This is a genomic window from Streptomyces sp. NPDC047049 (genome assembly GCF_040643995.1).
Taxonomy (GTDB): Bacteria; Actinomycetota; Actinomycetes; order Streptomycetales; family Streptomycetaceae; genus Streptomyces; species Streptomyces mooreae.
This window is the reverse complement of sequence record NZ_JBEYVM010000005.1, coordinates 240,726-254,481: the sequence shown is the minus strand read 5'-3', so window position 1 is coordinate 254,481 and position 13,756 is coordinate 240,726. Positions and strand designations below refer to the sequence as shown.

Sequence of the window (13,756 nt, the reverse complement as noted above, 5' to 3'; positions counted from 1 at the left end):
AGAGGGCTCTCCGGGCGGTGGCGGTGATGCCGGGTGCCGTCCCGGACTCCGCTCCGCCGTCGGCAGCCTCATGTCTACCCGCTCTCCCGGACGCGCAGCGAGCACATCGTGCTCATGGCGCCGCCGTTCTTCCCGCTGCCCGGAAACACCCCCTTCACCGGGGAGGACGCTGCGGGAAACACGCGCTTCCTAATCTCCCAGCACCGCACACCCGCTTCGCCGCCGCGGGCGCGCCGCCGCACGGTCCCCTGCCGTGCGCGTGGCCGCCCGTCGTGTTCCCACTGCCCCAGGAGGTCCGGCATGAGCGCCGAGCCACAACTGACCGTCCCCGACAGCGACCCTCGGCCCGCCCCCACCGAGGCACCGGCCGGCACAGCGGCCGACGAAACCCTGGAGGACTACACCCTCCGGTTCGCCCCGCGCAGCTACCGCCGTTGGACGCCGATGGTCGTGGCCACCACGGCGCTGGGCGGCATCGCCTACATGGCCGACTTCTCGATCGGTGCGGGCATCGGCCTCGCCCACGGCACGGGGAACGCCCTGGCCGCGATCCTGGTCGCCGCGGTGGTCATCTTCCTCACCGGCTTCCCCCTGGCCTACTACGCGGCGCGCTACAACATCGACCTGGACCTGATCACCCGGGGCTCGGGCTTCGGCTATTACGGCTCGGTCCTGACCAGCGTCATCTTCGCCAGCTTCACCTTCATCTTCTTCGCCCTCGAAGGCTCGATCATGGCGCAGGGCCTGAAACTGGGCCTCGGGCTGCCCCTGTGGCTGGGTTATGTGCTGTCCACCTGCATGGTCATCCCGTTGGTCATCTACGGGATGAAGGCGCTCAGCAAGCTCCAGGTGTGGACGACCCCGGTCTGGCTGCTGCTGATGGTGGGGCCGCTGCTGTACCTGATCGCCACGGACCCCGGCACGGTGCACACGTTCCTGTCGTACCGGGGCGCTCACGGCGACGGCGGGATCAACACCGCGTCGGTGCTGCTGGGCGCGGGCGTGTGTCTGTCGCTGATCGCGCAGATCGGTGAACAGGTCGACTACCTGCGCTTCATGCCGCCCAAGACCGAGGGGAGCCGGCGCAGTTGGTGGACCGCCGTGGTGATGGCCGGCCCAGGGTGGGTCGTACTCGGCGCGCTCAAGCAGGCCATCGGTGTCTTCCTGGCCGTGTACGTCCTCGCCGAGGTGGGCGCGGCCTCGGCCACCGAGCCCATCCGGCAGTTCACCGGCGCTTTCGCGGCCATGATGCCGTCGTGGCTGGTCATCCCGCTGGCCGTGGTCCTCGTCGTGATCAGCCAGATCAAGATCAACGTGACCAATGCCTACTCCGGTTCGCTGGCCTGGACGAACTCGTTCACCCGGGTCACCAAGCGCTATCCGGGCCGGATGGTGTTCGTGCTCGCCAATCTGGCCTTCGCCCTGGTCCTGATGGAAGCGGACATGTTCAGCTTCCTCAACAGCGTCCTGGGGTTCTATTCGAATTGCGCCATCGCCTGGATCGTCACCGTCGCCACCGACATCATCGTCAACAAGTACCTGCTGAAACTCTCCCCGCAGGCCCCCGAGTTCCGCCGCGGCATGCTCTATGCGGTCAACCCCGTCGGCGTGGTGTCCTTCACCGTCGCGTCCGGCCTGTCGATCGCCCTGTACTTCCACGCTCTGGGGGACACTCTCCAGCCGTACTCACCGGTCGCGGCCGCAGTGATCGCCTTCGTGCTCACCCCCCTGACGGCCGTCCTGACCAGGGGCCGCTTCTATCTGCGGCGCACCACCGACGGAATCGACGCCCCGCTGCTGGACCCGGACGGCAACCCCAGCCCGGCCCGGTACGCATGCCATGTCTGCCGACAGGAGTTCGAACGCCCGGACCTCGCCGCCTGCCACCAGCACGCCGCGGTGATCTGCTCCCTGTGCCTGAGCACCGACCGGACCGGCGCCCATGTCCTGCCGGCGGCGCCCGCTTCCTGAGCCGGCGGAAACAGCCCGGCACGCAGGTCACATGGACGCCCTCCGGGAGCTTGCCGACGGCAGGAAGGGGCACTACTGACCGGGTCGGCCGGGCATCCCTGCGCCTGGTCACCCGACGCCCCGACCACCCGGCTGCCGGTCGTCCCGTCATCCGGGCCGTAGGTTCACCCGCCCGGAGCGGTGTGCCGTACCTGCCGCAGAAACGTCGCGTTGTCGGGCGTACTCCGGACCTTTTCGAGCAGGGACTCCGTGTTCGCCTGGCCGTCTCCGGCCCGAAGGGCGCGGCGCAGCCGGCGGACGGCCGTCAACTCGGCTTCCGGTAGCAGCAGTTCCTCGCGCCGGGTGCCCGACGCACTGACATTGACCGCGGGATAGAACCGCTTGTCCGCGAGCCCACGGTCCAGGCGGAGTTCCATGTTCCCGGTGCTCTTCAATTCCTCGAAGAAGTACTCGTCGGCCCGGGAACCGGTCTCCACCAGGGCCGTGGCGAGGATGGTCAGCGAACCGCCTTCCTCCGCGAGCCGTGCCGCACCGAAGAGCCTCTTGGGGCCGTGCAGCGCGGTGGCGTCGACGCCTCCGCTCAGGGTGCGGCCACCCGACGAGGCGGCGTTGTTGTGCGCCCGGCACAGGCGGGTGAGGGAATCGAAGAGGATGACGACGTCCTGCCCGTGCTCGACGAGTCGCTTGGCGCGTTCCACGGCCAGTTCGGCGAGCGTGATGTGCTCCTTCGCCGGCCGGTCGAAGGTGGAGGCAAGCACCTCTCCGCGTACCGAGCGCCGCATATCCGTGACTTCCTCGGGTCGTTCATCGATCAGCACGACCATCAGCCGGGATGCGGGGTAGTTCTCGGCGACGGCGGCGGCGAGTTGTTGCAGCAGCACCGTCTTGCCCGTCTTCGGGGGTGCCACGATCAGACCCCGTTGCCCCTTGCCGACCGGTGCGATCAGATCGACGATCCGCGGTGCCAGTGCGCCGGTTGCGCTTTCCAGGCGCATGCGGTGGCGCGGGTGCAGTGGCGTGAGGTCACGGAAATGCGGCCGCCCGCGCACGGCTTCCGGCCTGTGCCCGTTGACCGACTCGATCCGGGCGAGCAACCGCGGCCGTGTGCAGCTCCCGACGACGAAATCCCCTTTGCGCAGGCCCGCTTCACGGATCAGCGCAGCGGGCACCCGGACATCGCCGGACGCGGCAAGACAGCCCTCCGCGCGGAGAAAACCGGCTTCTTGCCGGTCGTTCGCGATATCCAGGACTCCGGCTACTGCCACATCGGTTTTCTCGGAGCCCGCAGCCGCGGCCACGGGCTGATCAACGGTACGGGAAGCAAAAGGGGCACCGGACGGAGAAGAAGAAGGAGAAGAGGAAGAAGAAGCGGAGGGAGCAGGAGAAGCAGGAATAGTGGCCGTGCCGGGTCGCCTGCTGACATGGGTACCAGTGGTCATGGAGGTAGGTCCTCTCAGGAAGTTCGTTTGCGGGCCGACGGGAGGAGAATCCGGCAGGAAAGGGCGGTGAGTTCACGCCCTGCCGGAGGTCGGAAAAGCCCGCGACCGGAAAGAAAGGTGCTGAGGCATCGCCGGACGGTGCATATCGAGCAGCCGGTGCCTGCTGGATCGCCGGTCGAGAAGGACGGGCGCAACAGCGATGCGCAAGCGAAGGAAGAGAAGCGACGTACGGGCGCCGGAAGGGCGGCAAGCACACATACGTTCAGTTCGGACGGTACCACACACCGCAGCCGATGCGCCCCCCAGTGCGGACGGGTTCTATGCTGAGGGCAATGTTCGCACCTCAGGGTCCCACCTTCCGTGAACTCGCCGTGCAGGCGCTGTCCTCCGTCGAGCGCGGCTATGACCTGCTCGCGCCGGCCTTCGACCACACGCCGTTCCGGACCCCGGACGCGATCCTGACACCCGTTTCGCGGGCGCTGCACAGCCTGGGGCCGTTCGACAGCGGCCTCGACCTGTGCTGTGGCACCGGCGCGGGCACGGACGTACTGCGGCAGGTCTGCCGCGAGCGGGTCACCGGAGTCGACCTCAGCGCGGGAATGCTCGCCCAGGCGCGCGCCCGTGAACGCCAGGCCGCGGGGGCACCACCCACCGCATGGGTGCGCGCGGACGCACGCGCGCTCCCGTTCGGGCCGGTCTTCGACCTCGTGGTGAGCTTCGGTGCGTTCGGGCATTTTCTGCCCAGGGAACGGCCGGGGCTGTTCGCGCAGGTGCACTCCGTGCTGCGCCCCGGCGGCCGGTTCGTCTTCCCGATCGGGGCGCCGGCGCGACCGGGGTCGCCCGGCTACTGGGCACTGCTGGCTTTCGACACGGCGATGCGGGTCCGCAATACCCTGTGGCGGCCGCGCTTCGTCATGTACTACCGGACCTTCCGGCTCGCCGACGTGCGAGCGGAACTGACACGGGCCGGATTTGATGTCCAGCTGCACGCCCTGCCGGAGCTCGGCCGACGCCCGGACGGCAGCCCACGGTGCCGGCTGGTGGTGGCCACCCGGGCTGCCCTTGCCGCCTGAGGGACGGATGGGTTCGCCGTCGCCGACCCGAGCCCTCCATCTGACGCACACCTACGAGCACAAGTGCCGGTACGCGCTTCGAATCGGCAACCTGGCGGCGAGCTGCTGAGCAAACGTCACGTCAGAATGCGCCTGAGAGAGCGGTGTTGACCGCAGCCATCGATGCGCTGTGTGGCGTGCCGTTCAATGAGCCCTGCAGGATGGATCTTGAGTGCTGGGTTCTTGCGGGCGAGGGTCATGCGCAGCCTCGCAGCGGTTCCGCCAGTCGTCCCAGCAGTCCCGCGACCAGGGAGGTCTGGGCGGGCACCGTGTCGGGGTAGATGAACTCGCCCCGGGCGTGGGCGTGGTCACCGACTGCGCCCATGCCGCACAGCACGGGTCGGCCGAGGGCGGCGACGAAGTTGGCGTCGCTGGCGCCACCGACGGCGGCGTCGGGCAAGTCGCCGCGGCCCTGCTCGCGGGTGACCTCGCGGGCGAGGGCGAGGAGGCGGGCGGAGGAGGCGGTCAGGGACATCGGCGGCCGGTTCCAGTCGTGGTCGATCTCGATGCGGACGCGGTGGTCGCTGACCCTGATGGCGTCCAGCGCATCGTCGACACGGAGCTGTTCGGCCTCGCTGCTGACTCGGATGTCGATACTGGCCGTGGCCTTCCCGGCGACGACGTTGGTGCCGGAGCCGCCCTTGATGAGCCCGGTGTTGATCGTGGTGCCCTTGCCGGGCGCGGCGACGGCCGCGGCGGCGACGACGAACTCGGACAGCGCGGTAATCGCGCTCGCCCCGTCCTGAGGTGCGAGCCCGGCGTGTGCCTCGACGCCGGTGGCCGTTACCCGGAAGATCCCACACCCCTTGCGGGCGGTCTTGACCGCACCATGGGCGGTCGGCTCCATCACCAGCGTGGCTTCGGCCTTCCGCGCGACTTCCTCGATCACCGGCCGCGAGGAGAGCGAGCCGATCTCCTCGTCGCCGTTGAAGAGAAAGGTGACGGTGGGCGCCGGTACTCCGCTCTCCCTGGCCAGCTTCAGGGCCCAGATGCCTTGGACCAGGCCGGTCTTCATGTCGAAGATGCCCGGCCCGCTGAGCTTCTCCCGGCCGTCGTCGGGCCCCTCCGGCTGCTCCCATCCGGCGAGGGTGCCGGTCGGCCATACGGTGTCGTAGTGGCCGACCAATGCGACGTGCCCGCCGCCGGTGCCGGTGTAGGTCAGAGTGAGGGTGTCGCCGCACTCGCCGCCGGGGTGGCGCTGTGCGTGGTCGGGTCGGCCGAGCCGGTGGACGGTGAGCGCGTGCAGGAGGTCCAGGCCCGCCGCGAGGCCGGGCAGGTCATAGCTGCTGGTCTCGTGGCGGACAAGAGTCAGGATGTCAGTGACGATCTCCTGCGAGACGTCCTGGGCGCGGGCGGTGAGGGCGGCAGCGGGAAGTGCGGTCATGGTCTGCTTTCTCGTACGGGGCTGGGGGCGGTGTTTTCCCCTGAGGGCGGGATCAGCTGACACCGAAGGGGAGGCCCAGCAGGTACCAGGCCACGAAGAACGCGATCCAGACGACCCAGACGACGGCGGCGATCGGGATCGTGAGGGAGGCCAGGGTGCCGATCCCGGCGGACTTGCGGTATTGCTGGATGAATCCCAGGGCCATCACGAAGTACGGGCTCATCGGGGTGACGCAGTTGGTGACCGAGTCGGCGACGCGGTAGACGGCCTGGGTGGCCTCGGCCTCGACGCCGATGAGCATCAGCATGGGCACGAGCACCGGGGCGGCCAGCGCCCACAGCGCGGAGCCGCTGGTGATGACGAGGTTCATGAACGTGATCAGCACAGCGAGGGCGACCAGCACGGTCCAGCCGTGCATGTGCAGGTCACGCAGCGTCTCCGCGCCCTTGACGGCGAGGATGTTGCCGATGTTCGTCCACTTGAAGTAGGCGAGGAACTGGGAGATCGCGAAGAACAGGACGAGGATCGGCGCCATCGACCGGGTGCCGTCGGCCATCGCGACGATGATGTCGCGGGCGGCAGGGAAGGCGCCGGTCATCCGCCCGTAGACGGTGCCGAGCACGGCGAAGAACACACCCAGGACGAGCGCCATCCCGCCGACCAGCGGGGAGTCGACGATCCCGCCGCCCTCGCCGCGTAGTGGTGAGGACGAGGGGACCATGGCCACCACCAGGAACGCCATGAGGCCGAGGGCGACCAGCCCGGTCATGCGCAGCGCGCGGCGCTGCTGCCCGGTGACCTCGATCGTCTCCAGTTCTTCGGCGTCCGGCGCGGCGACCGGCTCGTCGGGCTCCAGGTCCCGGCGGCGGGCGAGGACCTTGTCGACGACGAGGGTGATCACCAGGGCCACCAGGACCGACGAGCCGAGCCCGAAGAAGTAGTTGGCCAGCGGGGTGACGACGTAGTCGGCGTCGATGGTGTGGGCTGCGGCGGTGGAGATCGAGGACAGCAGCACGTCGGTGGTGGTGAGCGACGGGGAGGCGTCGTAGCCGGCGGAGACCGATACGTAGGCGACGATGCAGCCGAGCACCGGGCTGCGGCCCGCCGCACGGTAGATCAATGCGCCGAGCGGCATGAGGGTGACGTAGGCGGCGTCGCCGGCGACATGGCTGACCATGGCTGTCATCGACAGGGCGAAGGTGAGGTACTTGCCCGGCACCCGCGCGACCATGCGGCGCAGCAGGGTGGAGAACAGTCCGCTCCTCTCCGCGACGGCGATGCCGAACATCACGGTGAGGATGGTGGCCAGCGGCGGGAAGGCCGCGAAGTTGCCGACGGCTCCCTCTACGGCCATGGAGAGGCCGTCCTTGCTGAGCAGGTTCCGCACCTTGATGATCTCGTGCGTGCCGGGGTGCACGGCGCTGACGCCGACCGCCGCCAGTACGGCGCTGAGGACGGCGACGGCCCCGGCGAGGATCCAGAACAGCCAGAAGGGGTGGGGGAGTTTGTTGCCTATCTTCTCGATCGCCGCGAAGCTCCGGAACGCGGTGCGCAGGATTCTCGACTGTGGCTCGGCGGCATGAGGCTGAGCGGAGGTGGCACTCATCGGTACCTCTTCGTGCATGCGAGGGATGTTCCTGCGAACAGTGGCATCCAAGTGAGAGATTCTCTAGCCTTTGGATGTAACGGTAGGATTAACCGGCAGTTTAAAGTGAGGCTATGACTCGCCCTCTCCTCGACGAGCTCGACCGGCGCCTCATCGGCGCGCTGCACGTGGCCCCCCGGGCCGCCTGGGACGACATCGGCGGGATCCTGGCCGCCGATGCCAGCACGCTCAAGCGCCGTTACGACCGGCTGCACCAGGCCCGGATGGTCCGTGCGATCGGGCATGCCTACTGGGGCATGCACTCCACGGCGATGCCGGTCCACGTTTTCCTGGACATTACCGGCGAAACCCCGCTGACCGTCCTCCACCGGCTCCGTGATCTGCCCCACCTCCAGCTCCTGGCGCAGATCTCCGGCGACGACCCCCTCTACGCCGTCATCCACGCCCCGTCCGAGGCCGCTACCAGCGAGGCGATCGACCGGCTGTACTCCGTCCCCGGCGTGCGCCGCGTCAACGCCCTGCCGGCCCTCAGCACCCTGCGCCGGGGGATGACCTGGGACCCCCAGTTCCTCACCGACGCCGAACGCGCCGACCTGCTGAAGCTCACCGGCGCGCGCCGGGAGGGCGCCGCGAGCGCGACACCCCCTGCCAAGCCGCTCACCGAGGCCGAACGCGCCGTCGTCGCCCAGCTGATCCAGGACAGCCGCGCATCCGCCGCGAGCATCGCCCGAGCGGCCGGCCTGGCCACCTCCACCGCGCATCGCGTCGTCCGCCGGGTCCTCGACGAGGGATGGGTCAAACCGCGCCTGGAGATGGTGTCGGAATGGCTCGGCTTCCAGACCCCCTTCCTGCTCCGCCTGCGGGTGGCACCGGGCGGAACGCCTGACGTCATGCGCCGCATCGACCAGCTCCCCCAGACTCGGCTCGCCGCCCACGTCGCCAGCGACATGTCCGTCCTCGTCATGGGCCTGGTCACCGACCGCGCCGCCCTGGCGCTCTTCATCGACCACGAGCTGGCCAAGATCCCCGGCATCCTCGCCGTCAGCGTCGACATCATGCTCGCCGAACCGCGCCGCTACTGGCTGGACCGGGATCTGACCTCCGGCCTCGGCGCATTCCATGCGCCGACGCTGCTCTGAGACGTCGTTTCCGGCGGTGAGCCGGAGGTAGCCGATGAGGGCCGCGGCCATACCGAGAAGGCAAGGAAGTGCCCGGCCTTGCGCTCGTAGCGGCGGTGCAGGCGCCGGCACCCGGCCGGCCGGCCAGGACACCGATCTCCGGTGCCCGCGGAGCCGGTGAGGCTCCGCGGGCCGGCCCGCCGCTGTCGGGCGGAGAGGTTCAGGGGGCGTCGTGCACCTGGATGGCGGCGGCCGGGCAGACGGCGGCCGCTTCACGGGTGAGGGCGTACTGCTCGTGCGGGGGCTCCGGCTCCAGGACGACGACGATTCCGTCCTCGTCGCGTTGGTCGAAGACCTCGGGGGCGATCAGGACGCACTGTCCGGCGCCGCAGCACTTCTCCTCGTCGACGGTGATCTTCATGTGGGGGTCTCCTTCTGTCGGGGTCGTACGTGTGCTGCCGTGCCGTCACCAGCGGACGGGGACCTCGCTGAGGCCGCCGACCAGCAGTCCTTCCAGGCGTTCGAGGCCGGTGGCGGGGATGTCCAGTTCGAGGGAGGGGAGCCTGCGCAGCAGAACGTCGAGGGCGACCTGGAGTTCGGTGCGGGCCAGGGCCTGGCCCAGGCAGGAGTGGGGTCCCGCGCCGAAGGCCAGGTGAGGGTTGGGAGTGCGGGCCAGGTCCATCTCGGCGGCGTTCTCGAAGGCGGTCTCGTCCCGGTTCGCCGCGGCCATGGCGCACACCACCGTAGTGCCGTTGGGGAGGACCTCGCCCGCGATCTCGACGTCCTCGGTGAGGAAACGCCTCAGGCCGAACCCACCGTTGGCGTCGAAGCGCAGCGCCTCCTCGACGGTGCTGCGTACCAACGAGGGGTTCTCCAGCAGCCGTTCCCACCGGGTGCGGTCGGCCAGCAGCATGGCGACCATCTTGCCGATCATGTTGGCGGTCGTCTCATGCCCGGCCACCAGCAGACCTATGCCGGTGCCCAGCAGCTCCGCGTCCGTCAGCCCTTCGCCTTCGCCGCTGCTCTCCTCGATCAGGGTGCTGAGCAGGTCGTCGGTGGGCTCGGCGCGTTTGGCGGCGATGTGGCCGGACATGTAGGCCACGAGTTCGCCGACCGCCGTCTGCCGTTCCTGTGCGGAGTACCGGGTGAGGTTGAGGAAGTTGTCGGACCAGTAGGAGAAGCGGTCCCGGTCCTCGGCGGGCACGCCGAGCAGGTCGCAGATCACGTAGACCGGCAGCGGGAAGGCGAAGTGCGCCTTGAGATCGCCGGAGCTGCCGCGCGCGGTCACCTCGTCGAGGAGCTGGTCCGCGATCGCGGTCATCTGGGGCCGCAGGGCGGCCATGCGCTTGGCGGTGAACCACTTGCCCACCAGCCGGCGCCACCGCTGGTGGTCCTCGCCGTGCTTCGGCACGGAGAAGGGCGAGTCCGGAATGCCCGCCGCGGCCGATGTCGTGGCTGCCTCCGGTGAACTCCCGGTTCCGCCGACGAGGTCCTGCCGGGTGAAGCGGGGGTCCGCCAGCATCTGCCTGACGTCGTCGTAGCGGGTCAGCAGCTTGGCCTCGCTGCCGTCGGGCACGGTGATGGTGGCCACCGGGCATGTGCCGCGCAGCTCAGCCCACTTGGCGGCGGGCTCCAGCGCGGTCTCGTAGGCGAGCGGGTACTGCAGTATCTGCTCGTTCGGGCTCATGTGCTGCTCCTTCACGGGAATGGACGGGGGAGGGTGTGGGTGCCGCCACGGGTGGTGACCGCGCATCCGCTTCCCACGCCTGTCTGTGCGTCTGCGGAGGGCTGCCGGGCCCGGTGGGGCGGGTCACGGTGCAGAGCGGACCGTGCTTGCCGACTGTCCGTTCCGCGGAGCGACGAGGTGCTTTCGGCGCAGCAGCCGGGCCTGTTTGGGCATGTTCCAGCCCAGGACGCCGGTCACCTCGCCGTTCTCCCGGTACACAGCGACGAAGCACCCCTGGGCCGGGTCGCCTTCGGCGATGTGGGTCTCGGCGGCCGGGGCGGGCAGGCCGTGCACCTGGAGCTTGGCGTCGTACTGATCGGTCCAGAAGTAGGGCGTCGGAGTGTAGGGGCGTTCGGCGCCGAGGAGGTTCGCCGCGACGGCCTGGGCTGCTCGGTCGCGTTGGTGCGATTCTCCAGGCGCAGCCGCCTGTTCAGCCCGTCGTGGTGCCAGGACGCCGCGTCTCCGACGGCGTAGACACCGGGGGCGGCACGGCAGTAGGCATCGCACTCCACGCCGTCGCCGAGCGCCAGCCCGCTGCCTGCCAGCCACTCGGTGGCCGGCCGCGCCCCGATCGCCACGACGACCGTGCCGGCGCGCAGCACCTCCCCTGAGGCCAGACGGACCCCGCACACCCCGCCCCCGCTGCCGGCCAGGCCCTCGACAGCGCCCCCGAGGCACAGATCCGCCCCACGCTCGGTGTGGAGACGCGTGAGGAAGCCCCCTACCCTGCCGCCGGCCTGGCTGCCCAGCAGGACGGACCCGAGGCCCGCGAGCGTCACCTCCACGCCCATGCCACGGGCCGAGGCGGCGATCTCCGCACCCAGCACACCCTCGCCCACCACGACCAGGCGGCGGCCGGCCGCCAGGTCACGGCCCAGCGCCGGCGCGTCGCACTTGACAGCCGACTCAGCACGGATGAACTCCGCCTCCAGCGAGGCGAGATGCTCCCGCGAGCGCAACTGAGTCCGCGAAGGTTCCCAGGCGCCGGCCCGTACCTGCTTCGGCAACGGCGGGCGGTCATAGGGGAGATGAAAAGCCGCTCCGGGAAAGGGGCCTCGGTCAGTTCGGTTCGACATGTGAACGACTGCTTTCCTCACGTCATTCGACAGGGCTCTGCGCGGCACTGCGGGCGCGCGACGGGACGGGGCGGGGGTCGCACCGGCCTTGGCGGAGCCCGGTGCCGCAACCTCGATTCGTACCCGACAGTTGTAGGTTAACCGACAGCTGTCGTATTGCAAGTGGCTGTGACTCCTGGGGCTACGTCAGAGCGGGACGGATCTGCGCACGGAGCGCCGGGCCCGGCGGCTCCGGGGCTGGAGCTCGCGGCGCCACGAAAAGGGGGCCTGGGGCGCAGTGCATGTACGCCCCAGGCCCCTCTGCGCAGGCCGATGGGTGAAAGCGCACATCAAAAGCGCACGTCAGAGGACGGGCGCCGTGCCAACCGGGCGGGCGCGGAGCCGAATGGGTGCCGCCACGGGAAGGGTGGAGAGCTGATCGCGGTGCGCGAGGCCTGCGGTTACGACATGAGCGCACGCACACCGTTTGCGCGCGACGAGGGGCGTGAGCGGGAGTCGCGCAGGGCGGATCAGGGAAGAGCGGCGCCAGGCAGGGGCGGCCTCATCGCCTCACGGGTGCGGCCCGCTCCGGCGCCGGATTCTCGGTCGGCACCCTGCGGGCGCGCCGGGTTCTCGGCCGGCGCCCTGCGGGCAGGGTCGCTCAGGCCGGCCGGGCGAGCGACGCGGCGACCAGCCGGGGCCAGATCGCGGTGGCGAAGCGCTCCGGCGTCCCGGGGCAGCCTCGGTGGAGCCAGTCCGCGATGGCACCGAGAAGCGCTCCGGAGACGAAGGCGGCTGCGGAGTCGTCCGTACCGCCCTCGGGGTCGGCGTGCCGGGCGGAAAGTCTCGGCCGGATGGATTCCGTCATGCGCTGCAGGAGGTGGTTGATCACCCGGGCGCTGCCATCGGCACCGAGAAGAGCCTCATAGAGCGCGCGATGTTCGGCGACATGGGCGAACACCGCGGTGAGGGAGGCGGATGCGCCCTCCTCCGAGGAATCCCCGGTCACGGAGAGCGCCGAGGTGGCGGAGAGCAGCTGGTCGAACATCTCCGTGCATGCCGAGGCGGCCAGGTCATGCACGTCTGTGTAGTGCTCGTAGAACGTCGAGCGGTGCACGTCGGCGCGGCCTGTGACGTCGGAGACCGAGATCTGGCTGAGGTCGCGGTCACCGATCAATGCCAGCAGTGCGCCCTCCATGGCGGTACGGGAGCGGCGGGAGCGGCGGTCACTTTGCTGAACGGGCACGGCGTCATTGTAGTGTCACCCACACCTGTGGGATACCCGACAGGTGTCGGATTCATGCGAGACTTCGCCGGAACGGCGCCTCCGAATCCCCGACGGTTCGCGAAGCCCGGCCCGTAGCCCCGCACGCCCCAAGCACCCGGCAGTTCTGCCGGCCATCGAGAAGGTGGAAGACATGAGCCAGTCAGTAGTCGTCGTCATCGGTGTCGGCGGGATGGGAGAGTCCATCGCCCGGCGTCTGGGCTCCGGAGCTCGGCTCCTGATCGCGGACTTCAACGCCGAGGCCCTGGAAGCCGTCCGTGCACAGCTGGAGAAGGACGGGTACGCCGTAACGGCCGCCCCGGTCGACGTCTCGTCCCGGGAATCCGTCTGCGCGCTGGCTCGCCGGGCCGCCGGCCTCGGTCCAGTGCGGACCGTGGTCCACACGGCCGGACTCTCGCCCGCGCAGGCTTCCGTCGGCGCCATACTCGCCGTCGACCTGTTGGGAGTCGCACTCGTGCTGGAGGAATTCGGCCAGGTCGTCGCTCCAGGCGGTGCCGGCGTGGTCATCGCCAGCATGGCCGGCCACCGACACTCCGGGTTGTCCGGCGAAGAAGCCGTACAACTGGCCACGACACCGGCCGACGAACTGCTCTCCCTCCCGGTCGCGGCCAAGGAACGGTTCTCCGGCCCAGGGGCGGCCTATACCTTCTCCAAGGCGGCCAACCTGTTGCGCGTGAGGGCCGCGAGCTCCACCTGGGGCGCACGGGACGCACGGATCAACTCCGTGAGTCCCGGAGCGATCGCCACCCCCATGGGGCAGGCGGAACTCGTCGGCGAACACGGGGACACGATGCGAAGGATGATCGCCGCCTCCAACGCCAAGCGAGCCGGAACAACGGCCGACATCACCGACGCCGTCGCCTTCCTCGTCGGCTCGTCAGCAAGCTTCATCTCCGGCACCGATCTGCTCGTGGACGGCGGCGTCACGGCACTCGCCGCCGGCGGAGGTCACTGGCTCGGCTGATGCCCCTCACCGACGTCTGCGAGGGTGGGCCCCAGGGCCCTGCCGGTCGGCCGACAGCTCATCAGGGCCGCCAGGAGGCCACTTGGCCAGGCCAGC

The 13,756-nt window shown here is 69.8% G+C and carries 13 protein-coding genes; 5 read left to right on the top strand and 8 right to left on the bottom strand.

Annotated elements, in window-relative coordinates; genetic code table 11:
- Positions 1-300 precede the first annotated feature (300 nt).
- Positions 301-1,971 (top strand): allantoin permease, encoded by a 1,671-nt coding sequence (locus ABZ851_RS15500; protein WP_361126875.1) that lies wholly within the window; start codon positions 301-303, stop codon positions 1,969-1,971.
- Positions 1,943-2,050, top strand: a complete 108-nt coding sequence (locus tag ABZ851_RS15495; protein ID WP_361126872.1) for a DUF664 domain-containing protein — start codon at positions 1,943-1,945, stop codon at positions 2,048-2,050. The genes ABZ851_RS15500 and ABZ851_RS15495 overlap by 29 nt, the downstream gene beginning before the upstream one ends.
- An 85-nt stretch (positions 2,051-2,135) precedes the next feature.
- On the opposite strand, the gene rho is transcribed toward ABZ851_RS15495, so the two are convergent.
- On the bottom strand, positions 2,136-3,269 hold the full coding sequence (rho, locus tag ABZ851_RS15490; RefSeq protein WP_361126869.1) for a transcription termination factor Rho: 1,134 nt from the start codon (positions 3,267-3,269) through the stop codon (positions 2,136-2,138).
- Between the two features lie 473 nt (positions 3,270-3,742).
- On the opposite strand from rho, the gene ABZ851_RS15485 reads away from it, so the two are divergent.
- Entirely contained in the window at positions 3,743-4,483 is a 741-nt protein-coding gene (locus ABZ851_RS15485) for a class I SAM-dependent methyltransferase (RefSeq protein ID WP_361126866.1), read from the top strand.
- A 235-nt stretch (positions 4,484-4,718) separates the two neighbouring features.
- Here the strand turns inward: ABZ851_RS15485 and ABZ851_RS15480 are convergent, their stop codons facing one another.
- Both ABZ851_RS15480 and ABZ851_RS15475 read right to left on the bottom strand, forming a co-directional pair.
- Positions 4,719-5,906, bottom strand: a complete 1,188-nt coding sequence (locus ABZ851_RS15480) for a M20 family metallopeptidase (RefSeq protein ID WP_361126863.1) — start codon at positions 5,904-5,906, stop codon at positions 4,719-4,721.
- Positions 5,907-5,958: 52 nt separating this feature from the next.
- On the bottom strand, positions 5,959-7,512 hold the full coding sequence (locus tag ABZ851_RS15475; protein WP_361126860.1) for an AbgT family transporter: 1,554 nt from the start codon (positions 7,510-7,512) through the stop codon (positions 5,959-5,961).
- Between the two features lie 113 nt (positions 7,513-7,625).
- On the opposite strand from ABZ851_RS15475, the gene ABZ851_RS15470 reads away from it, so the two are divergent.
- Positions 7,626-8,651 carry an Lrp/AsnC family transcriptional regulator gene (locus ABZ851_RS15470; RefSeq protein WP_336048300.1) on the top strand — a complete coding sequence of 342 codons (1,026 nt, stop codon included), beginning with the start codon at positions 7,626-7,628 and terminating at the stop codon, positions 8,649-8,651.
- 199 nt (positions 8,652-8,850) lie between these two features.
- On the opposite strand, the gene ABZ851_RS15465 is transcribed toward ABZ851_RS15470, so the two are convergent.
- From ABZ851_RS15465 to ABZ851_RS15445, 5 genes are all read right to left on the bottom strand, one after another.
- Positions 8,851-9,051 carry a ferredoxin gene (locus ABZ851_RS15465; protein WP_361126855.1) on the bottom strand — a complete coding sequence of 67 codons (201 nt, stop codon included), beginning with the start codon at positions 9,049-9,051 and terminating at the stop codon, positions 8,851-8,853.
- Positions 9,052-9,096: 45 nt separating this feature from the next.
- Positions 9,097-10,317 carry a cytochrome P450 gene (locus tag ABZ851_RS15460; protein WP_361126852.1) on the bottom strand — a complete coding sequence of 407 codons (1,221 nt, stop codon included), beginning with the start codon at positions 10,315-10,317 and terminating at the stop codon, positions 9,097-9,099.
- Between the two features lie 123 nt (positions 10,318-10,440).
- On the bottom strand, positions 10,441-10,650 hold the full coding sequence (locus tag ABZ851_RS15455; protein WP_361126849.1) for a hypothetical protein: 210 nt from the start codon (positions 10,648-10,650) through the stop codon (positions 10,441-10,443).
- Positions 10,551-11,432, bottom strand: a complete 882-nt coding sequence (locus tag ABZ851_RS15450; protein WP_361126846.1) for an FAD-dependent oxidoreductase — start codon at positions 11,430-11,432, stop codon at positions 10,551-10,553. The genes ABZ851_RS15455 and ABZ851_RS15450 overlap by 100 nt, the downstream gene beginning before the upstream one ends.
- Positions 11,433-12,072: 640 nt before the next feature.
- Positions 12,073-12,657 carry a TetR-like C-terminal domain-containing protein gene (locus tag ABZ851_RS15445; RefSeq protein ID WP_361126843.1) on the bottom strand — a complete coding sequence of 195 codons (585 nt, stop codon included), beginning with the start codon at positions 12,655-12,657 and terminating at the stop codon, positions 12,073-12,075.
- Between the two features lie 172 nt (positions 12,658-12,829).
- Here ABZ851_RS15445 and ABZ851_RS15440 point away from each other — a divergent pair, with 172 nt between their 5' ends.
- Positions 12,830-13,660, top strand: a complete 831-nt coding sequence (locus tag ABZ851_RS15440) for an SDR family oxidoreductase (protein WP_361126839.1) — start codon at positions 12,830-12,832, stop codon at positions 13,658-13,660.
- The last annotated feature ends 96 nt before the right edge of the window (positions 13,661-13,756 follow it).

What these genes read in the sequence shown, in the direction of transcription:
- ABZ851_RS15500 (WP_361126875.1), top strand. Translation starts at nt 301, where the DNA reads ATGAGCGCCGAGCCACAACTGACCGTCCCCGACAGCGACCCTCGGCCC.
- ABZ851_RS15495 (WP_361126872.1), top strand. Translation starts at nt 1,943, where the DNA reads ATGTCCTGCCGGCGGCGCCCGCTTCCTGAGCCGGCGGAAACAGCCCGG.
- ABZ851_RS15485 (WP_361126866.1), top strand. Translation starts at nt 3,743, where the DNA reads ATGTTCGCACCTCAGGGTCCCACCTTCCGTGAACTCGCCGTGCAGGCG.
- ABZ851_RS15480 (WP_361126863.1), bottom strand. Translation starts at nt 5,906, where the DNA reads ATGACCGCACTTCCCGCTGCCGCCCTCACCGCCCGCGCCCAGGACGTC.
- ABZ851_RS15475 (WP_361126860.1), bottom strand. Translation starts at nt 7,512, where the DNA reads ATGAGTGCCACCTCCGCTCAGCCTCATGCCGCCGAGCCACAGTCGAGA.
- ABZ851_RS15470 (WP_336048300.1), top strand. Translation starts at nt 7,626, where the DNA reads ATGACTCGCCCTCTCCTCGACGAGCTCGACCGGCGCCTCATCGGCGCG.
- ABZ851_RS15465 (WP_361126855.1), bottom strand. Translation starts at nt 9,051, where the DNA reads ATGAAGATCACCGTCGACGAGGAGAAGTGCTGCGGCGCCGGACAGTGC.
- ABZ851_RS15460 (WP_361126852.1), bottom strand. Translation starts at nt 10,317, where the DNA reads ATGAGCCCGAACGAGCAGATACTGCAGTACCCGCTCGCCTACGAGACC.
- ABZ851_RS15450 (WP_361126846.1), bottom strand. Translation starts at nt 11,432, where the DNA reads ATGTCGAACCGAACTGACCGAGGCCCCTTTCCCGGAGCGGCTTTTCAT.
- ABZ851_RS15440 (WP_361126839.1), top strand. Translation starts at nt 12,830, where the DNA reads ATGAGCCAGTCAGTAGTCGTCGTCATCGGTGTCGGCGGGATGGGAGAG.